This is a genomic window from Metabacillus arenae, from assembly GCF_014773385.1.
GTDB lineage: Bacteria > Bacillota > Bacilli > Bacillales > Bacillaceae > Metabacillus_D > Metabacillus_D arenae.
Map to the genome: position 1 here is coordinate 29,267 of NZ_JACXAI010000037.1, position 19,454 is coordinate 48,720.

Annotated in this window: 14 protein-coding genes and 1 pseudogene; 7 read left to right on the forward strand and 8 right to left on the reverse strand. The window is 36.7% G+C overall.

The genetic code is table 11. From position 1 onward, the window contains the following. Positions 1-251: 251 nt before the first annotated feature. The 4 genes from IC621_RS21725 to IC621_RS21740 form a co-directional block, all read right to left on the reverse strand. Positions 252-1,886: an ABC transporter substrate-binding protein gene (locus tag IC621_RS21725; protein ID WP_191161399.1), complete on the reverse strand. Its 1,635-nt coding sequence runs from the start codon at positions 1,884-1,886 to the stop codon at positions 252-254. Between the two features lie 410 nt (positions 1,887-2,296). Then, positions 2,297-3,223, reverse strand: coding sequence for an AEC family transporter (locus tag IC621_RS21730; RefSeq protein ID WP_191161401.1), 927 nt, complete (start codon positions 3,221-3,223; stop codon positions 2,297-2,299). Positions 3,224-3,332: 109 nt separating this feature from the next. Next, entirely contained in the window at positions 3,333-4,859 is a 1,527-nt protein-coding gene (locus IC621_RS21735; RefSeq protein ID WP_191161404.1) for a tripartite tricarboxylate transporter permease, read from the reverse strand. A gap of 20 nt (positions 4,860-4,879) precedes the next feature. Further along, positions 4,880-5,326: a tripartite tricarboxylate transporter TctB family protein gene (locus IC621_RS21740; protein WP_191161406.1), complete on the reverse strand. Its 447-nt coding sequence runs from the start codon at positions 5,324-5,326 to the stop codon at positions 4,880-4,882. Positions 5,327-5,602: 276 nt separating this feature from the next. Here IC621_RS21740 and IC621_RS21745 point away from each other — a divergent pair, with 276 nt between their 5' ends. Both IC621_RS21745 and IC621_RS21750 read left to right on the forward strand, forming a co-directional pair. After that, positions 5,603-6,646, forward strand: a complete 1,044-nt coding sequence (locus tag IC621_RS21745) for a tripartite tricarboxylate transporter substrate binding protein (RefSeq protein ID WP_191161408.1) — start codon at positions 5,603-5,605, stop codon at positions 6,644-6,646. A gap of 331 nt (positions 6,647-6,977) precedes the next feature. Then, complete coding sequence (locus IC621_RS21750; protein WP_191161410.1) at positions 6,978-7,760, forward strand: class I SAM-dependent methyltransferase; 783 nt, start codon at positions 6,978-6,980, stop codon at positions 7,758-7,760. Positions 7,761-7,847: 87 nt separating this feature from the next. On the opposite strand, the gene IC621_RS21755 is transcribed toward IC621_RS21750, so the two are convergent. Both IC621_RS21755 and IC621_RS21760 read right to left on the reverse strand, forming a co-directional pair. After that, positions 7,848-8,549, reverse strand: a complete 702-nt coding sequence (locus IC621_RS21755) for a response regulator (protein ID WP_191161412.1) — start codon at positions 8,547-8,549, stop codon at positions 7,848-7,850. 12 nt (positions 8,550-8,561) lie between these two features. Beyond that, positions 8,562-10,151, reverse strand: coding sequence for a sensor histidine kinase (locus tag IC621_RS21760; protein WP_318153106.1), 1,590 nt, complete (start codon positions 10,149-10,151; stop codon positions 8,562-8,564). A 477-nt stretch (positions 10,152-10,628) separates the two neighbouring features. Between IC621_RS21760 and IC621_RS21765 the strand changes: the two genes are divergently transcribed. Beyond that, positions 10,629-11,219, forward strand: a complete 591-nt coding sequence (locus IC621_RS21765; RefSeq protein WP_191161414.1) for a Uma2 family endonuclease — start codon at positions 10,629-10,631, stop codon at positions 11,217-11,219. A 143-nt stretch (positions 11,220-11,362) separates the two neighbouring features. Here the strand turns inward: IC621_RS21765 and IC621_RS21770 are convergent, their stop codons facing one another. Then, positions 11,363-12,370 (reverse strand): DUF3231 family protein, encoded by a 1,008-nt coding sequence (locus IC621_RS21770; RefSeq protein ID WP_191161415.1) that lies wholly within the window; start codon positions 12,368-12,370, stop codon positions 11,363-11,365. Positions 12,371-12,735: 365 nt separating this feature from the next. On the opposite strand from IC621_RS21770, the gene IC621_RS21775 reads away from it, so the two are divergent. Further along, positions 12,736-13,653 carry a cation diffusion facilitator family transporter gene (locus IC621_RS21775; protein ID WP_191161417.1) on the forward strand — a complete coding sequence of 306 codons (918 nt, stop codon included), beginning with the start codon at positions 12,736-12,738 and terminating at the stop codon, positions 13,651-13,653. Between the two features lie 325 nt (positions 13,654-13,978). Here the strand turns inward: IC621_RS21775 and IC621_RS21780 are convergent. Then, positions 13,979-15,118: pseudogene (locus IC621_RS21780) on the reverse strand (aminotransferase-like domain-containing protein); the annotation flags it as partial. A 714-nt stretch (positions 15,119-15,832) separates the two neighbouring features. Between IC621_RS21780 and IC621_RS21785 the strand changes: the two are divergent. The 3 genes from IC621_RS21785 to IC621_RS21795 all read left to right on the forward strand — a co-directional run bounded on the left by IC621_RS21785 (position 15,833) and on the right by IC621_RS21795 (position 19,200). Beyond that, positions 15,833-16,543, forward strand: coding sequence for a GntR family transcriptional regulator (locus tag IC621_RS21785; RefSeq protein WP_191161419.1), 711 nt, complete (start codon positions 15,833-15,835; stop codon positions 16,541-16,543). Positions 16,544-16,607: 64 nt separating this feature from the next. Beyond that, positions 16,608-18,080 carry an argininosuccinate lyase gene (gene argH / locus IC621_RS21790; RefSeq protein WP_191161421.1) on the forward strand — a complete coding sequence of 491 codons (1,473 nt, stop codon included), beginning with the start codon at positions 16,608-16,610 and terminating at the stop codon, positions 18,078-18,080. Between the two features lie 94 nt (positions 18,081-18,174). Then, complete coding sequence (locus IC621_RS21795; RefSeq protein WP_191161423.1) at positions 18,175-19,200, forward strand: TAXI family TRAP transporter solute-binding subunit; 1,026 nt, start codon at positions 18,175-18,177, stop codon at positions 19,198-19,200. The last annotated feature ends 254 nt before the right edge of the window (positions 19,201-19,454 follow it).

The following is a 19,454-nucleotide window of genomic DNA, read 5'->3' on the forward strand; positions in this document are numbered from 1 at the left end:
ACCGAATTGTTAATTGATATCAATTATCATTATCAATGATAAACCACACTCTTTGTCGGGTCCATGTACAATTTCCGGAATTTATATGGACGATCTCCGGAAAGAACTTAGGAAAAAACTTTGATCCATGACTCAAATAAAAAACCAGAGCTAATAGACTATTAGAATTTAAAAAGCATAACTTGTTATCTATATTTCTATAGCTGCATGTTTAACAAAGATGGAAAAAGTGAGCGGTAGTTTGTATTTTTTTAGACTTTTGAACAATCTCCAAATAGCGTTAACGTTTCCTTTAAGACACGTTCGTGAGCACTTGCAGAATACTCCCTCCATGGATCTGAAGAACTTTTGTAAACATGATGATAGCGGACAGCTTTCAAGTCGTTCCAAATCGCACGGTTTTGAAGAGACTCCCAGCTCTCTATCGTCTTCGATTCCTGACATATATTTAACAGCAATCGATCAGGATTAAAATCAGCTAATTCAGCAAGAGAAATCGCCTGTTTATGTGGTTTATAATCATTAAATAGTTCAGCGTTCATTTGTAAATCACCAAAAAACACTTCCATGATCGTAGAGGAATGGTCAAAGTAAAGTGTACCGCGATAAAACCGTAAAGGTAAAAACGTTTCCTTTCCAACTTGCTTTTTTAATTGATTTCGAGTATATACTGCATATCTTTCATAAGTTTGCAGCCATTCCTCCGCCTCTTGCTCTTCACCTAAGTGTTGGGCAATCAAAAGAAGCTGTTCTCGCCAATTAAGTGCTTGTGAATAATAAAAGACAGGAGCAATTTGCGACAATAGTTTCCTCTCTTTTTCAGTTACTCCATCTTTACTAATAATAAGATCTGGCGGATTCCTTAAAAGTGTTTCAATATTCACCTTCCAATCCTTATTAATTTGAAAGGCACTTAAATGTACTGGAATCTCATGTCGATGATTTTGATAATAATGGGATGTCCATTTCGGATGAATGGGTGCAGCATAGGGACAAATATTTAACGCTAGTAAATGGCCAGTTGTTGAAAGATCATAAGCCGCAACTTTTTTCTTTCTCTTTTTTCGATACATTGAAGGGGAAATTCCTACAGTCTGTTTAAACTTACGGCTTAAATAAAACTCATCGCTATATCCAACATGGCTCGCAATATCACGTATCTTGTCTTCACTCTTTACTAAAAGAAACTTTGCTTTATTTACTCTTAACCTCGTTAAATAATTGCTTACACTAATGCCATACTCTTTTTTAAATAATTCCGAGAAATATTTCGGACTGATTTCAGCCTTTGAAGCTAGCATATCAACGGATAAGTTTTCATAGAAATGATTTTCTAGAAATAACCTTGTCTCCTCAATAGCCTTCAGCGTATCCTTCTCAACAGGTGTTTTTTTATTTTTTACGATCAAATAAATAAGCTGTTCAAATAAAATTCGCTTGTGAAAAAGCCCTAAGCTTTCCACACTGCTTTTTAATCTATATAGTGCTTCAGTAACATCTAATATTGCTGGAAACTGCCCAACTGTCTGCTTACCCTTTAACGGAAAAGGATGATTGTCTTGTAACGAAGCAAATCCTCCATCTTTTGAAATAACATCAAACTTACATAAAGTATATTCAATATACTCATCGTACTTCGCTTGAATACTATACACTTGGGACGGATGGACAACACAAATATCTTGAGCTTGTAAGAAAAAGCGTTCTTGTTCAAGCTTCATAAGTGCCTTTCCTTCTTTTACTATAATTAGTTCAAATGAATTCGTAAGTCTTGAGGGCACTTCATTAACTTTGACTCGATTAATCTCCATAACTTGATAAAATAAATCATTCCACATTGTTTCATCGTCTAATTGTTCCTGCTGGTTTTTCTGATTGTGTATCAATTCTGTCACTCCTTTCCCCATTTCTTACTCTGCAAGAAAGAATTTAACAATGATAATCATTATCATTTATTATATTCTAGCTTTCCCATTTTTTCATTAGAAATCGTTATCTTGAATTAAAATTTAAAACGCTCATTTCCAGCTTACTTATTAGCTGTTTAAATGAGCGTTTCTCAATTATTTTTTTCACTTACTTGTATGTCCTTCTTCTTAATTACTGAACTTGCTTGACTCCTCTATGATTCAATACATATTGTTCTTTCCCATAAATCAACTACCGAATCAAAATCATTTAATAGTTTGTGCACCTCTATTTTTGTATAAATATATTAGTATCATAATAAAATGTTCAACCAGATATGTAATGAAATAATGTGAATGAACTTAGGTATCGGAAAATTCTATTTGCTTTAATTGAAAAGAACTCTTGATAAATAAACGACAACAGCAACGGTAAAGCTGCTAAGAATAGTAGTCAAGAGCACAGCTTGAGAGGCATATTCCGGATAATTATCATATTCAAGTGCAAGTAGGGCGCTGTTTCTTGATGAGGGGAATGAGCTGGCAATGAATAATGCCTGCGCAGTTATGCCCGATAATCCAAGCATGGATATGATCAGAAAAGCGACAATAGGAGATATCATCAGCCTCCCAATCACAATCCATATGATCGGTCTGGAAAGACTGGTAACTTTCAAAAAAGCAACCTGTGCTCCTAGTGTTACAAGCGCGACTGCTAAAAAGGCGTTGGATGTATTCTCAATCGGCTTCCATAAAAAATCGGGAATATCAACATGCAGCCATCGGAGCGGTAAGGCTAGTAATAGCGCGTAAATGACAGGAAGCTTCATCATTTTCCGAAAGACTGACAAGCCGTTGCTTTTAGTAGACACAGAGTTGTAGAAACCATATGTATAGGTAAGTAGATTCTGAAAAATAGAAACGATAATCTGTATGGATATGCCCGCTGGATTAGCAGCAAATACAAGTTCACTAACTGGAAGGCCATAATTGCCTGAATTGCTTAGAACAAAACTATTATTAAAGGTTGCTGACAGCTTGCGATCAAACTTGTTCGATTTTGCAATCAGGATGCTAATCCCGATGAGTAATACATTGAATAACATTAAATATAAAAGTGTTTGTCCAACGAGTGGTCCAGACAAGTCGCTTTCATAAATATTGACAAAGCAGACAGCAGGCAGTAAAAGATTCATTGTAATTGCCGACAGAGTTGATAAATCAAGCTTTAGAGACCTCTGCAATACTACCCCAATCCCTATCAATAGGAATAATGGAAGGATGATATTGAGTAAAATTTGATAGAAAATTGCCATAAACCCTTCCTTCTTTCTGTTAAAAAAGGAGGACAAAATATGGTTTGTCACCCAGACAAACTATCTGTCCTCCAATCCTTCTATTTATTTGGCCACTTCTTCATTATATTTATTCCTCTTCATTAACAATCACTTTCCGACCTGTCCATTTTAAAATCAGCGGGATTAGGATCCACAAAAGTCCGAATAGTAAAAAGAGAAGAGAAATTGGGCTTGTAACAAACACTGTAAAATCACCATTTGAAGAAGTTAGCGCCCGACGCATATTGTTCTCAATCATTGGTCCAAGAACAAGAGCGAGAACAAGCGGAGCAACAGGATAGTCATGCTTTGATAAAAGGTAGCCGAGCACACCGCAAGCAATCAGCAGCACTAAATCAAATGTATTAAATTGTACGGCGTACACACCGAATATCGAAATCGCAATAATAATTGGCAGCAAATATTTAGCAGGTGTTTGAATTACCTTCGCAAAAACCTTAACAAGCGGCATATTTAGGACGAGTAACATCACATTTCCGATAAACATACTGGCGATGAGGCCCCATGCCACTTCCGGATGGTCATCAAAAAGAAGCGGGCCTGGCTGAACATTATACATAATTAAAGCACCCATCAAAATAGCTGTTGTGCCAGATCCAGGGATACCCATTGTCAATAAAGGGATCATCGCTCCCCCTGATGCAGCATTATTGGCAGACTCAGGCGCAGCCACTCCCGCAATTGCACCTTTTCCAAATTGGCCAGGATTTTTACTTACTTTCTTTTCAGTAATATACGAAAAGAAAGAAGCGAGCGTAGCTCCGGCTCCTGGCAGCACCCCTATAAAAAAGCCCAACAATGAACCCCTGATAATTGGTTTTGTGCTGTCCTTCATATCTTGTTTTGTCGGCAAAATCCGGCCAACCTTCATAATGCTGCCATCATCATGATCTTTATCAATGATAGTCCGAAACACTTCTCCAAGTGCAAACAACCCCACAGCTACAGTCAAAAATTCAATTCCTGAGTATAAATAAGCAAAATCATACGTAAAGCGTGATACACCCGATACAGTATCCATGCCGATCGTTGCGAGCAATAATCCGATGACGGTCATAATCAGCGCTTTTGTAATGGATTTTCCAGCCAATCCGCTTACTGCACATAGTCCAAGCAGCATTAAAGAGAAATACTCGGGCGGACCGAATGAGAGAGCCAGTTCTGATAATGGCTCGGCAAGCAAAGTCAATCCTAATAAGGCAACAATTCCGGCAACGAAAGATCCAATAGCTGCGATAGATAGAGCAGGACCTGCTCTTCCTTGTCTGGCCATCTGATAACCATCAAGGGCAGTAACAACCGAGGAGGACTCTCCTGGTGTATTTAATAATATAGAAGTTGTAGAGCCGCCATACATCGCTCCATAATAAACACCTGCAAGTAAAATAATGGAACTGGCTGCCGCGCTTTGCGGATCAAGGCCTGATGTAAGTGTGGCAGTTATCGGTATTAAAAGGGCAACTCCGCTCATCGGACCAATTCCTGGCAGCACACCGACAGCTGTCCCAATCAACACACCGAAAAAAGCGAATAATAAATTCTCCCATTGCATAGCAACACGAAATCCCTCTCCAAGAAATTGCAATGCTTCCATGTATACACCTCCTCATTCTATCAGATTGGGAATCCTGGTAAGGACCCCTGCAATATTTCAACAAATAAATAGTAAACTCCGAAAGAAAAAACGGCTGCAATAACAATTGATTTTAACCATCTACCTCGTTCTATCACTTGAAACCCAATGATTAAAAATAGAAATGTAGTCATGATATAGCCTAGTGGTTCAAGAAGAAGAACATAAAGAAGGGCAGCAACGAAAATCACTAAAAATCGCTTGTAATCTAGTTTACTTTCTTTTTTCCCTTCCTTCCTGTATTTCATTGTTTCAAATAATAGGCGGATACTTAATAAAATTAAAACAATCCCAAGCCCTATAGGAAAAATATCAGGCCCTACATTACTGCCATAGGAACTATCTGAAATCTTCCGGCTTTCAAAAATAAAAAAAGCTCCGATTAATAGAAATAAGATACCTGCATAACGATCAAATGTTTTACTCAATTCATCTGCCCCCCATTATTTTTTGATCTCTAAGAAATATGTAACCGCTTTCTTACAAGCTATCAGAATTTTACTTTTATTAGAAGTTTATTATCTATAACTTTAATAGTTTGTATTTTTTTAAGTTTTTTTCATATGTTTCACGCAGTACCCGCGAAAAATATGAAAAAAATAAGAGATATTTGAATTTATTAGATAAATGTTCAAAAACTATTCTCATTTTTGTAAGGGTGCTACAATTCAAAATGTAAGCGTTATCATATATAGAGGGGGAAAATGATGAGTTCTATAAATTTAAAAAAATGGGGAATGGTTTTTGCCAGCGGTGTACTGGCACTCAGCCTTGCAGCTTGTGGAAATTCTGATTCATCGTCAAAGACAAGCGGTGATAGCAAAGAGGGGAGTTCTTTCCCAGAAAAACCTTTCACTATTAATGCTCCATCGGGTGCAGGCGGCGGCCTTGATACAACTGCTCGCGCTTTAACTAAAGTATTAAGCGAAACAGAATTAATGAAAGAATCCATGACCGTTGAAAACAAACCCGGAGGCGGACAATCTGTTGGAATTGCTGATTTTATTAGCCAAGATCCTAAAGACCCTTACCGTTTAATCCTTCCTTCAGTTCCATTACTTATCAACAACTTGAAAAAAGAAGGAAACAGCCCGCATTCTTATAAAGACTTAACACCTTTAGCGCAATTAACAAAGGATTATGGTGCAATTGTTGTTCCAGCTGACTCTAAATATAAAGATTTAAAATCACTATTTGATGATTTAAAGAAAGACCCTGGAATGCTTACGTTAGCCGGCGGTTCAGCTCCTGGTTCCCAGGACCACCTCGTTGCCATGCTTCCAGCAGTAAAAGCGGGTGTTGATGCAACTAAAATTAAATATGTCTCCTATGATGGCGGCGGAGAGGCTATGACAGCCCTAATTGGAGGAAGTGCTGATGTTCTTGCCACTGATATTTCGGGTACTGGAGAATATTTAAAGGCAGGTAAGATACGTGTGCTTGGTGTTTCTTCTACTGAACGATTAGAAGGAGACTTTGCTGACATTCCGACATATAAAGAAGCGGGAATTGATGCGGAGTTTACCATTTGGCGCGGCCTTTTCGGTCCAAAAGACATGCCTGAGTATGCTGTGAAATACTGGAATGAAACGTTAACAGAAATGACAAAAACACCTGAATGGCAAGAGGTTCTTAAATCAAATGGCTGGGAAGACGGTTATAAAAACTCTGATGAGTTCAAAAAATTCTTAAAAGAGCAGGAAGTTTTAATTCAAGAAATTCTCGAATCTCTTAACATGCAAAAATAACTTTCCATATTCAGCTAACGAATGAATTCCTTAATTCAGGAGGGAAGAGGTGGTCCTCTTCTCTTTTTTATAAGGAAAGAGTTTAAGTTAATTAAAGTATAATATATTAAATAGAGCTGTTATTAGCCAGCTGCAGCACTTAGCCCGCCTGAGGTCCATGCCAATCCACCCGAGAAGGTTAATTCAGCCGGCTCACCCGAATGCTTGTCACCGAAGGACTAACGCCTTACGCTTTTTTTATCTCAATCTTAACGATCTCAGATGAAGATACCCCTAGTTGATGGCCCGTTTGGTTCAAAGTACTTTGTATTTAAAAAGGAGAATGGAACAGATGAAAGAACAATCCGAACCAATCAAACAGAAAGTGCAAGAACAGTTTGGAAAAAATTCCGAAAAATATGTAACAAGCAGCACCCATTCTAAAGGATCCGATCTGAGTCTTCTTCCTGAATGGTTGACCCTTCATTCCGAGGCGATCGTACTCGATATCGCAACAGGCGGCGGACATGTGGTTAAAGCAATAGCTCCTCATGCAGCTCAGGTTTTCGCGACCGATTTAACGTATCAAATGCTTCAGGCGGCTAAGCGGCATCTAGAAAAGTCACAGTCAAACATTTCTTATGTGATTGCAGATGCAGAGTTACTGCCGTTTTTAGACAATACGTTTGATGCTGTTACTTGCAGAATTGCACCACACCATTTCCCTCACCCTGACAAATTTGTAAAAGAAGCGGCAAGAGTTTTAAAACCCGGAGGGAAATTTTTACTAATTGATAACATTGCTCCTCAGGACAAGGAATTAGATGATTTCGTTAATCGTCTGGAAAAACTCCGTGATGACAGCCATAACCGCAGCTGCTCTATAAATGAATGGACAGTATGGTTCGAAGAAGCTGGTTTTACTTTGTTAAAAGCTGAAGCCCGCAAAAAAACTTTTGATTATCCAGAATGGGTCAGACGTACAACTACGTCAGAAGAACAAATAAAAACAGTCAACAAGCACCTCCTTTCTGCTAATGATAAAATCATTGACTATTTTTCGATTAACACATCAAACGACAGCATCAAGTCGTTTGTCATTGATGAATGGATGGCTCTTTCATCAAAAAAGTAGCCACCTAAAGAAAACCGGAGGGCAGCAAACTACCTTCCGGATTTTCTTTTCCCCTTGCCTTGTCTATTTATTTTTTGCATAGAGCCTTTACTTTCTACGATATCTTCGCTCAGGCCTGCCAATTGTTCCGTACATTATTTCTACTTCTAATTCATTATTGGAGACTAAATATTCGAGATATCGCCTAACGGTAGAGTGGCTGGCGCCAATGATTTTTGCCAATTCATCTGCATTTGTGCTGACAGCTGTTTCTTTCATTTGCTGTCTTATTTTCTTTAACGTATGCTTATCAATCCCTTTTGGCAATGTACCTGTTTTATCCTCGCCCAAAATTGGTTCTTCACGGTTTTTTATTCCGAAAAAGCTGTTCACATCATCTTGTTGTACTGTTTTTAAACTAAATAATTTCGTCCTGGCTTCTTTATATTGTTCAAGTGTTTCCAGGAACTTATCCAGCATGATCGGCTTCATCAAGTAACTGAAAGCACCTCCCCTAATAGCCTCTCTTACCGTATCAACATCGTTTGCAGCGGTAATCATAATGACGTCCACACCCCTGAATTTTTTTCTAATCTCCCATAATAGATCAGTTCCTTTCATATCAGGAAGAAACACATCCAGCAAGATAAGATCCGGGGTAAATACATTAAACAGCTCTAATGCCTGTTTTCCAGAACTGGTAGTAGCTACAACTTGAAATCCCTCTACCTTTTGCGTGAATTTTTCATATATTTTTGCAGCTGTTTCATCATCTTCAATAATCATCACTTGAATAAATTGTTTTGACATAAGGCTCCCCCTTCACCTCTTAGGTATCGAAATTGTGAATCGTGCGCCACCTGAATCACTAGTGGTGATATAAATCTCCCCGTGAAGCAGGTCTATTGTATTTTTCACAATTGCAAGTCCAAGACCATGATTCTCCCCATCCTTTGTAGTAAATCCTTCTGTAAAAATCTTTTTCTGCCATTCCTCCGGAACACCATTTCCATTATCTTCTATATCAAAAATAATGTCGCTTCCTAAGTCAGTAAAAGACACTTTTACTTGCGCATTATCCCCTTTTGCCCTGCTAGCTGCCTCCATTGCATTATCTATGACATTCCCAAGTACAGTTACGAGTAGTTTTGTATTTAAAGAAAGGGGAATTTGCTCTAATTTGCTGTCTTTCTCTATATCAAACTGTACCTTTAGTTCTTTAGATCGGTTAATCTTCCCTAGCAGGCAAGCGGCAATGAAAGGGTCTTTCACTGAAGCTGTTAAGAAAACGACGATATCCTGGCGCTCTCTTACCTCGTCAGAAATAAGTTCTCTTGCTTCTTCATACTGCTCTAGGGTGATCAGTCCATAGATCGTGTTAAGCCTATTTAAATATTCATGATTTTGGGCCCTTATATTATCAGAAATACTTTTTATTTCTGACAGTTCATCTTTTATACCTTCAATTTCGGATGCAGGTCTAATCGTCAATACAGCTCCGCTTGTCTGTTCCTTTAACAAAATTGGTGATGCATCAACCGTATAAAGCTGATGCCCAAATAGAAATTTTTGATTGATTAGACTTTTTCTTGTCTGAATAATTGACTCAATCATCTTGATTAGGCGGGTGTTAACAATTTTTCCTCCCGTTTCGATTTGATCATCTCTTAACAGTTCTCGTGCTCTCTTATTCATAGAAGTTACTTCATATTGTTTATTGACGGCAACCGTTGCGTCACGAATGGATTCAATCGTTGCTTCTTTTTCTTTAAATAAAAATGAAATCTCTTCAGGCTCCAGGTTAAAGATTAGTTTTTTTACTCTTCTTGCAATAAGAATAGCTCCAGAAAAGCCTATTAGAATGATAAATATTGAAGATTGAAATAATTTTAAGCGATACTCATTTCCTCTTTTCTCCTCTTCGGTGGTTAAAAACCCAACAGATGAAACACCAATAATTTTTCCTTCCGCATCATAAATTGGTGTTTTTGCTTTGATTGCCTCACCTGAAATCCCAGTTCCTTCATATATAATAGAAGCTCCCTCTTCAAACACTTCACGGTTGCTTGTCCCCATAATGCCGCCAATATGTTCAACAATATGATGGGAATATCGAATATCTTGTTTATTTCCAATCACGACATAGCCGGCACCAGTTGATTTACGAATCTCTTCTGCAATCGGCTGGATGATCAAAGAAGGATTTGGATCATCAAACGCCTCGATAATCTCTTCCTTTTGAGCAGCCATCTTTGCTACTGTCATCGCTTGGTTGCCAAGTGATTTTTCTGTTATATCTCCTATCATCGAAGAAAAGATAACGCTTACAGATAAGACCGTTAAAACAACCACAATTGAAACTAACCCAATGATTTGTGTAAGCAATCTTGGCTGTCTATATTTCTTCCTCACAAATTGGCCCCTCTTTCAATTTTGGTTAATAGGCGCTGCAAATTCCTCAAACTTTTATATTGACTGGAATTCTTCGCCGGATATTTGAAATGCTATCAATCTCTTCCGCATAATACTAAGAAATGAAACTTAAATTCTATTAAATTTAGTATAAGCAAATATGCATGATAATGAAATATCCTTATTATAAATCTACTCATAATTCCATTACAGTCATTGCTGAGCTATGATACACAGCAATAGAACTCTTTATCTCCTAGGGATAAAGCTCTAGAAAAACGCTGCATGTCGTTTTCCGAATATTTGCACCGTCACAAGACTATTTGCATCGTTATCCGAATATTTGTACCGTCTCAGAATAATTTGCATCGTTTCTATACGATCCAGAGTACATAAAGTTTCTTTATGTTTCCAATTTATTGTTCTATGAATTTCTGTCAGATATAATATAGTTGATCTTAGGAAGGGGTGAGAATATTGGGAGAAAACAAGCGCTTAAAGCAAGTTGAAAAGGTAAAAGAACATACTGAAGAATATGAAGAAGCTAGATTACAACCTCTCATTGAAGAACGTTATGAGATCATCAATGGTGTCCGCTATGATTTAAAACCATCTCCTACATTTAACCACCAAGTTCTCGTCACACAACTATTGAACAGAATCTACAGTACCTGTTACCCAAGTAGCACAGTGGTTGTCGCTCCAATGGATGTACATTTAGACGAAGAAAACACCGTTCAGCCTGACGTCATTTACATTTCAAATGAGAATCACGATATCATTCAAAACCAGAGAATAGAAGGACCACCCGATTTGCTTGTAGAAATTTTATCTCCAAGCACAAGCAAGAAAGACAAAATTTTAAAGAAAGAACTATATGAACGCTTTGGCATCAAAGAATATTGGATTGTTGATCCTGTCCATCATATAATTGACCAGCTTGTTTTAGAGAAACAACACTATGTCCTTCATGCTAGCTATGGTTTAGGAGACAAGCTCAGTTCTCCGCAATTTTCATGTATTTCTATAGACATGAATAAGTTGTATGAACCTTTGTTAAAGAAATAATTAGATATAAAAAAAATTGCCCTTTCTTAACAATCTGGAGATTTGAAGAAGGGCTTCCTGCTCAAATAGACTTCTAAAGTAACGTGCTAAATAATTATTTCACTCTATAATTGAAGAGTCTTGTCGTCACTTTTACAGACACCCTAGTTATTTGCCAATTTGTCTCGGTCTTCTGAAAGTGGCGGTTCTTCTAACCAGCCGTTTTTTATCATAATGTTTGCGCCGTCTTCTGCGTATTTTGCAATTTCAGCAGATAGACGAACGTAATGAGCAGATAAATCCCTTCTCGTACTGGTTGCCATACTCGTTCCATAAAATCCTATACCTAAACCAATTAACGCTGTCGTCATAAACATCATCATTTTATCTGAAAATGGAGCGCCTTTTGAATCGGTTACCTCTGTATCCCAAGTCATTGGTGCTGACAAATAATTTTCCTCTAACACTGATCCGAAAATTTCAGTATGTTTAAAAGCGATATCCCTCCCTCTTACCATAAATTGACCTACTTCCTTGGATTGAGCCACTTGGCTGAATCCCATCATTGTCGCTCTTCCTAGTGCGTTTCTTTGTAGATTGGTGAAAAGGTGTGTAATTTCCATTGCAGACAATGGTCTTTTTTCACCAAACCATCCAGCCAAAAACCTTTGACTTTTTATGAAATTCACTTCCTTTGGAGGATTTAAATAAGGAGAACGTATGTATAATCCTTTTGATAGCAACAGATTTTTAGTCATCGTATCAAATTCACTAAGTTCATGAACACATTCAGAGAAGTAACTATCAATATCTGAACGTACAGAAAATGCCTTGGCGACTGCATAAAAGCTTAAAGCGATTATCCCCATGTTATAGCTGAAATACAACATAAAGCTATCGGAAAACAGTCTAGGGGCGGAAGTATTAACATCTTCTTCCACTACAAAACCATATGGGACAGGGTAATTTTCTTTTTGAAAGATAGTGGTCAATTTTTGCAAGTGTGTCTCAGATAGTTCTAACCCGTGCGAAAGAATGGCACGTATTTCGGTATCTTCCATCTTTGTTAAGAAGGAAGTAAATAAACATTTACACATGCTGCTATTCATATAGGCTGCCCATAATTGTGATACTTCTGCAGCGGTTAGTTTAGTATTATGTTCAATTTCCATTCACGATCTTCCTCCATTTTTTAACTTATTATTTCACCCCTCTTTTGAAATATTCGTCATGTTGCAAACCCTCATAACCTTACGTCTTCTAATTTTTAGTGATTAGAAATAATGAGAGAAACACTTTGCTCTATACAAAGGATCTGAAGAAGAGACTATAAAATGGTTTCAGAATTTGTATAGGGAGTCCTTTCTCCATCATTCACCACACAAAACCTTTCTCCTCTGGACATATTCTCTCTTACAGAATGTGAAGTGTGCGTATTCAATTATTTTTTTGAAAAATAATAAAAAAATCATTGAACATTTATGAAAATTAATAAATAATATATATGAGCATATATTCATATAAGGGAGTGACCTTAATGGGACATTCACACAATCACAGTCATGATCATGGACATCATCACCACGGAAGTAAAAACAAAAAAGCATTAAAACTCTCATTTATTATCATTGCAACCTTTATGATCGTAGAGGTAATTGGCGGAATACTTACCAATAGCCTCGCCTTAATCTCAGATGCCGGCCATATGCTTAGTGACGCGGCTGCATTGGGACTTAGTTTCCTTGCCTTAACATTTGGTGAAAAAGAAGCTTCCCTTTCAAAAACCTTTGGGTACAAGAGGTTTGAGATTCTTGCAGCCTTTATAAATGGAATCACGTTAATCGCTATTTCTATTTATATTTTTTGGGAAGCTTACAAAAGAATTCTTTCCCCCCCTGAAGTCATAAGCGGGGGAATGCTTATTGTTTCCTTTATTGGTTTGGTCGTTAATATTGCAGCCGCCTTTATTCTGATGAGAGGCGATAAAGATGATAACTTAAATGTTAGAAGTGCCTTTCTCCATGTTCTAGGTGATTTATTAGGCTCAATAGGAGCCATTGTGGCAGCATTATTAATCATGTTTTTTGGCTGGAGCTTAGCTGATCCGATTGCAAGTGTATTGGTCGCTATCCTTATTATTGTTAGTGGTTTTCGTGTAACAAGGGATTCATTCCATATTCTTATGGAAGGTGCGCCTCATAACATTAAAGTTGAAGAAGTAAAAAATGCTTTACTCACGGTAAGCGGCGTGAACAATGTCCATGACTTGCATATATGGTCCATAACATCGGACTTTCCAGCATTAAGCTGTCACGTTGTAGTGGAACCAGGTACCGGTTATCAGGATATAGTAACGGAGGTTACAAGGGTCCTGCAAGATAACTTTCATCTTGAACATACCACTATTCAAATAGATATTGATGGCCAGGCATGTGATGGGAATCATTGTAATTAATCTTGATGCCTAAGAGTCTTCTTCTATGGACGATGGTTTGCTCCTTTGGATATTTTTGTCTAAAGGGTTGGTATTATAAACAACAAATAACTGAATCATATTGATGTTGGTAGCATTTGTACCGCAGACACCTTTGTTGTTCCTACGATCGGGCGCTAATCTAGAACAGGATAGCGCCACTATTCGCTATTATTACATCAAATGCACTGTAAAATTTAAAAGAGGGTAAGAATGAGACCATTCAAACCGTCTTTTGTCGACAAACTGAAAGCTTGATTTCTTCAAGCTTTTTATTTTTGGGTGTTTATGTTAAATAATTTATCCATTAGTTAAGATACTGTTTTAATATTTTTAATCCTATTTTTAACTCGTCTAATGAGTTTGTAGAAGAAAGAGCTTTACGCAAATACTTTTCAGGGGTGGTCTGCCCGCTTAGAAAACGATCGGAATGAAAAACTCGAATTCCATGCTCCTTTAAATCTGTTTCCAACTGCAATGCATCGTTATGCCCTTGAATGGGAAGCCAACGATAAAAACTAAGAGGATGTCCAACATTCTTTCATAGAGGAAATACTCAAAATATATATTATTTGCAGTTTGTGCAAGCTGTTTCTTTTGAGACACAATTTCATGAGCCTTACCCGATAAGATGAGCTCTGTGATAACCTCTCCATCTAAAGAAGAAGTTTTTACATTGATATTAAAAATAGCCCTTAAAATTTTCTCACGTAATGCATCTCCAAAGACCATATAGGCAACTCTTAATCCTGAACATATTGACTTAGAGGTACCACAAATATAAACGCTCTGTTCTGGAAGTAAATTGAACATTGGCTGCTGGTAATCAGAGATAATACCTGCCGTTAGAAAAGCATGTATATCATCCTCAATCAAAATTAATCGATGCTTACGGATGACCTCAGCTAATTCTTTTTTTCGAAATTCTGGAATCATAACTGTAGTAGGATTACAGCAAGAAGGCATTAGAAAAATACCGTGAATATTTAGTTGGCTGCACTGCTTTGCAAGTTCGTCTGGTGACATACCAAACTGGTCTCCAGGAATAGGCACCAACTGAATTTGGAACATTTTTGCTAATTCGATAAAGTTTGAATATGTGTATAAGTCGGTCGCAATTTTGTTACCAGGCTCAAACAAAGCAGCCATGGCAATAGACAAGGCATTTTGAGCACCAGAAACAATCGCTATTTGCTCTTGATTCGCTTGAATACCTAACCCTTTCATCCAGTTTAGGGCTGCCGTCTTTTGATGTGGGATACCAGTCTGATCTTTGTAATTTAATAGTTCCTCCAAATAACTTTTATTCTCAACCTTTTGAATAATATCTGTTACTTCACCATTGGTTTGCTCAAAAGATTGCTACAAAGCCAAGATCAATGCTATCTACCATTTTATCCGTGGAAATGGTTATAGAACGAGCGGCATTAGGAGCAACAAAGGTTCCTCTAACGTGGGCTTATCTTCAATAAGAAAATTATAAATAATCTTCCGTAATCGGGAGCAAGAATTGAACAACGATGGACTGTTTCAGCAGTCCATTTTTTTGGTTTTAATCAGTAATAAGACATAATTGGTTTAATAAAGGAACAATTCTGCCACCAGCGAAGTACAGCCACCTATATCGAATCATAACTTAAAAGTTTTGACACTATTTTCCTAGTACTGTTGTCAATTTAGGAGTTATTTTGCACTTGTTTCAAGCATTATTTTGCACAAAAAAGCCCAATTTCTCAGGATTAATGAGAAATTGGGCTTTTTTGTTACTCCATTAGCAGGAATTTATTGAATATTATGTCCTTTTTAGACTTTCTTCAAAAGATCAATGATTTCCAAAAACCTTTCAGCTTCTCTAAAGTTTATTTTGATCATTCTATAGGGTTAGAAATTTAGAGCTGCCAGTCATATATTTAAAAAACCAAAAAATATAAAAAAATTCTAAATTTTAATTGTTTTTCGAAAAATTATAATTTATAATATCAATATGTACAGACATATGAACATACGTACATACAGCAAATTTATATTGGTCGTTAACCATAAGTCTTACTACCTATTTTTCAATTCATTCAAAATTTTTAATAGTGCAGTTAGTTTAGATATGTTAATAAGATAATAAACGGAGAAATAAAAAACAAAATTTGAATAAAGAGGAATTAAGATGAATGATTTGATTAACGAGCAAAGTGGCATTCCATTATATTACCAAATAAAGGAGTTAATAAGGGAAAAAATCGAAAATGGTAACTGGAAAAGTGGCGATAAAATTCCGAATGAGGTAGATTTAGCAAAAAATTTCAAGGTCAGTAGATCCACAATGCGGCAAGCTATTTTGGAATTGGTTAATGAAGGTATTTTAACAAGAAAAAAAGGGGTTGGTACCTTTGTTTCCAAGCCAAAATTTGAGGGGAACTTTATTACCTTCTCTTATCCAGAAGAACTAGGAACAAAACACACTCCAATTAGTATAAAAGCTATAGAAGGTACCTCTGGGAAATTAAAAGTACTTAATTTAAAAGGTCATGAAAAAGTATATGAAATCATTCGTTTAAGATTTTTTAATGAAGAGCCTGCTGCAATTGAGAATTCTTATATCCCTGTGGGGCTTGTTCCAGACTTGCTTGATAATAATCTCGAAGGAAGACTTGTTGATCTAATAACTGAAAAATATGGAATCATAATGACAAAATATAAGAACTCTATTGAGCCTGTGCTGCTAGATTCTTTTGAGGCAAAAGTATTAGAAGTGAAACAAAATCAACCGGCTCTAAAAATAACAAAGCTATTAATGACACCACAGGGAACCCCTGTTATGTTAAGTACCAGTATTTTTAGAGGAGACAGATGCAAGTTGCTATTTAGTTCAGAATGAGTTGTCTATCTCTTCTGAAATTAAATTATTTCTTACGTAACTAACAAAAGGAGTGATTTTTGTCATGAGAGAGCGTTTAAAGGTAGATCTTTCAGAAGAAGTTATTAATTATCTTCTTTTGCCAGCTTTAGAGGCTGAGCAGAAGAGATCCTTTACTAATATTATGGATATTAATAAAGGGCATTTATTAATGTTAATTTCCAATGGAATTGTTACGCGTGAAGATGGGCAGAAAATTATGGAGGCGCTTGATGAGATAAGTCAAAAGGGTGCCTCTAGTTTAGAATTAGACCCTAAATTAGAGGAATTATATTTTAATATAGAAGCTGCTCTCATAAAGATAGTAGGTGTCGAGGTTGGTGGTCAACTTCATACCGGCCGAAGTAGAAATGATTTATATGCCACCTTGGCAAGGATGAACAGCAGAGAGAGTCTTTTGAACATTTGTGAACAGATCATTAAGCTTCGAGAAGAAATTATTAAAATAGCCGAAAACACGCTTTATACGGTTTTGACAGGTTATACTCATATGCAACCAGCAGAGCCAGTAACACTTGCTCATTATCTGTCGGCTATTCTTTCTGCATTAGAACGAGACTATAAACGATTTATTCAATCCTTCAACCAGACCAACATCTCCCCATTAGGTGCCGGAGCAATGGCATCAACATCTTTTAATATTGACCGCAGTGAAACTTCACAACTACTAGGATTTAACAACGCAATGGCTAACTCAATTGATGGTGTGGCTTCTAGAGATTACGTTTTAGAAGCACTTTCAGCTATGAATATATTAATGAACAACTTAAGTCGTTTTAGTCATGACCTATACATATGGTCTACTGATGAATTTGGAATTGTTGAAGTAGGGGATTCGGTAGCTGCTAGCAGCAGCATCATGCCACAGAAGAAAAACCCAATTACATTAGAGCATATCAAGGCAAAATCAGGACATGTAATTGCAGCCTTAGTATCAGCAACTAGTTGTTTAAAGAACACTTCTTATGGACATAGTCGTGATGCCACTGAAAGTTTTAAATATCTTTGGGATGCTTTCTATGAGGTAGATTCTTGTCTTCACCTTATGACAGTGACAATTAAGACATTAAAATTTAATGAAGAAAAAATGTTTATTCGCTCATTAGAGAACTTTTCAACAGTTACTGAGCTTGCTAATACAATCGTTCGCGAGGCAAATATATCATTTAGAGAAGCGCATCAGGTTATAGGGTACCTAGTAAGTGAAATGATAGATAAAAAAATTCCGGTTTCTAAAATAAATTCTGAGATCGTTAAGGATATTTCAAAATTAGTATTAGGTAGAGAAATCATTTTATCAAAAGAAGGCATTCAAAAGGCTTTAGATCCGATACATAATGTTGAATCAAAGAATACAAGTGGTGGCCCAGCACCAGAGGAAGTTAAAAAACAGCTACAAAAATTAAATGAAGTATTTAAGCAAGATAAAGAATGGTTAAATGAGCATCAAGGTATTTTTCAATATAAAAAGCAACAATTGTCAAAAGTTCAAGTGTGAAAAATATTACCTAAGTAAAGGGGGAGTGCAAGATTTAATAGATTTATAAGGAAAGGATTGAGTTAATAAATAATTGATAGGGGGAGAAAATGAAATGAAAAGCAGATTGTCAAAGTTATTTATTATAGTTGTTATTTTAACTCTTGCTCTTGTAGGTTGTTCTCAAAATAGCACTTCAGAAACTACTAATAGCGGAACTACTGATAAGGAAAAAGTAGAAGAGCATAGACTTCTCTTAGGTACGTCCAGCCAAGGTGGTACTTACTATGTATGGGGAGGCGGCTGGGCCGATATTATCGGAAAGAATGTCCCAGGTACTGACGTTGCTGTTGAAGTTACAGGTGGTCCAACTGCAAATATTCAATTAATTGAAGATGGAGAGATGGATTTAGGCTTTGTGACCGCTTGGCTTGGAGGCGAAGCCTATAACGGAGAAGGTTGGGCAGATAAAAAATATACTAAGATTCGTTCGATTTTCCCAATGTATGCCAGTGTCATGCATATTTACAGTTTAAAAGATAGTGGTATTACAAGTATTAGCGACTTTGCTGGTAAAAATGTTAGTACAGGGGGTCCAGGAAGTACTAGTGCTGAAGCAGGAAATGGGCTTTTGGAGGTATTAGGTTTAAAGCCGGCTAGGGTTAATGCAATACCAACTAATGCTGCAGTTGATGGTTTACGTGATGGAACAATCGATACTGGTTTTGCGGTAACAGGAGTACCAGGGCCTTTCATGCTTGATCTTGAAACTACGCACGAAGTTCAGCACATTGGTTTAACTGAAGAAGAAATGAAAAAGGCACTAGAAAAATATCCTTATTGGTCTGAGGCAACGATTCCGAATGGTACTTATAAGCACCAAGAAGAAGATATTTTACTGCCAGGCTTTTGGAACATAGCAGTTGCATCATCTGAATTATCAGAAGATTTAGTATATAATCTAGTGAAAACAACATTTGAAAAACATGAAGACTTATTAGCAGTAGACCCAAGTGCAAAAGAAACGCTGGTTGAAAATGTAAAGTATAGTACTATCCCATACCACCCAGGTGCAGTAAAGTATTATAAGGAAGTTGGGGTTGAAATTCCTGATCACCTTATGCCTCCTGAAGCACAATAGGAAAATACTTTTTATAGAAGGAAGTTAAGGGAATTCGTCAAATCTTCAAAAGGAGACTTATTAGTCAATAAAAATTGCCGAGAAGTCCCCATTATCATTATATATCAACCTTAATTTTCTAACAAATAATATGTATCTACAAAATCTGTAGATACAATATTAATCTGAAAAATATCTGAATTTTACAACAAAAGAATTAAAAAAGTTTTATTAACCTATTTAATTACGATTAATAGCATAGAAGCGTTTTCAAG

What these genes read in the sequence shown, in the direction of transcription:
- IC621_RS21730 (WP_191161401.1), bottom strand. Translation starts at nt 3,223, where the DNA reads ATGGCAATTTTCTATCAAATTTTACTCAATATCATCCTTCCATTATTC.
- IC621_RS21735 (WP_191161404.1), bottom strand. Translation starts at nt 4,859, where the DNA reads ATGGAAGCATTGCAATTTCTTGGAGAGGGATTTCGTGTTGCTATGCAA.
- IC621_RS21745 (WP_191161408.1), top strand. Translation starts at nt 5,603, where the DNA reads ATGATGAGTTCTATAAATTTAAAAAAATGGGGAATGGTTTTTGCCAGC.
- IC621_RS21750 (WP_191161410.1), top strand. Translation starts at nt 6,978, where the DNA reads ATGAAAGAACAATCCGAACCAATCAAACAGAAAGTGCAAGAACAGTTT.
- IC621_RS21755 (WP_191161412.1), bottom strand. Translation starts at nt 8,549, where the DNA reads ATGTCAAAACAATTTATTCAAGTGATGATTATTGAAGATGATGAAACA.
- IC621_RS21770 (WP_191161415.1), bottom strand. Translation starts at nt 12,370, where the DNA reads ATGGAAATTGAACATAATACTAAACTAACCGCTGCAGAAGTATCACAA.
- IC621_RS21775 (WP_191161417.1), top strand. Translation starts at nt 12,736, where the DNA reads ATGGGACATTCACACAATCACAGTCATGATCATGGACATCATCACCAC.
- IC621_RS21785 (WP_191161419.1), top strand. Translation starts at nt 15,833, where the DNA reads ATGAATGATTTGATTAACGAGCAAAGTGGCATTCCATTATATTACCAA.
- argH (WP_191161421.1), top strand. Translation starts at nt 16,608, where the DNA reads ATGAGAGAGCGTTTAAAGGTAGATCTTTCAGAAGAAGTTATTAATTAT.
- IC621_RS21795 (WP_191161423.1), top strand. Translation starts at nt 18,175, where the DNA reads ATGAAAAGCAGATTGTCAAAGTTATTTATTATAGTTGTTATTTTAACT.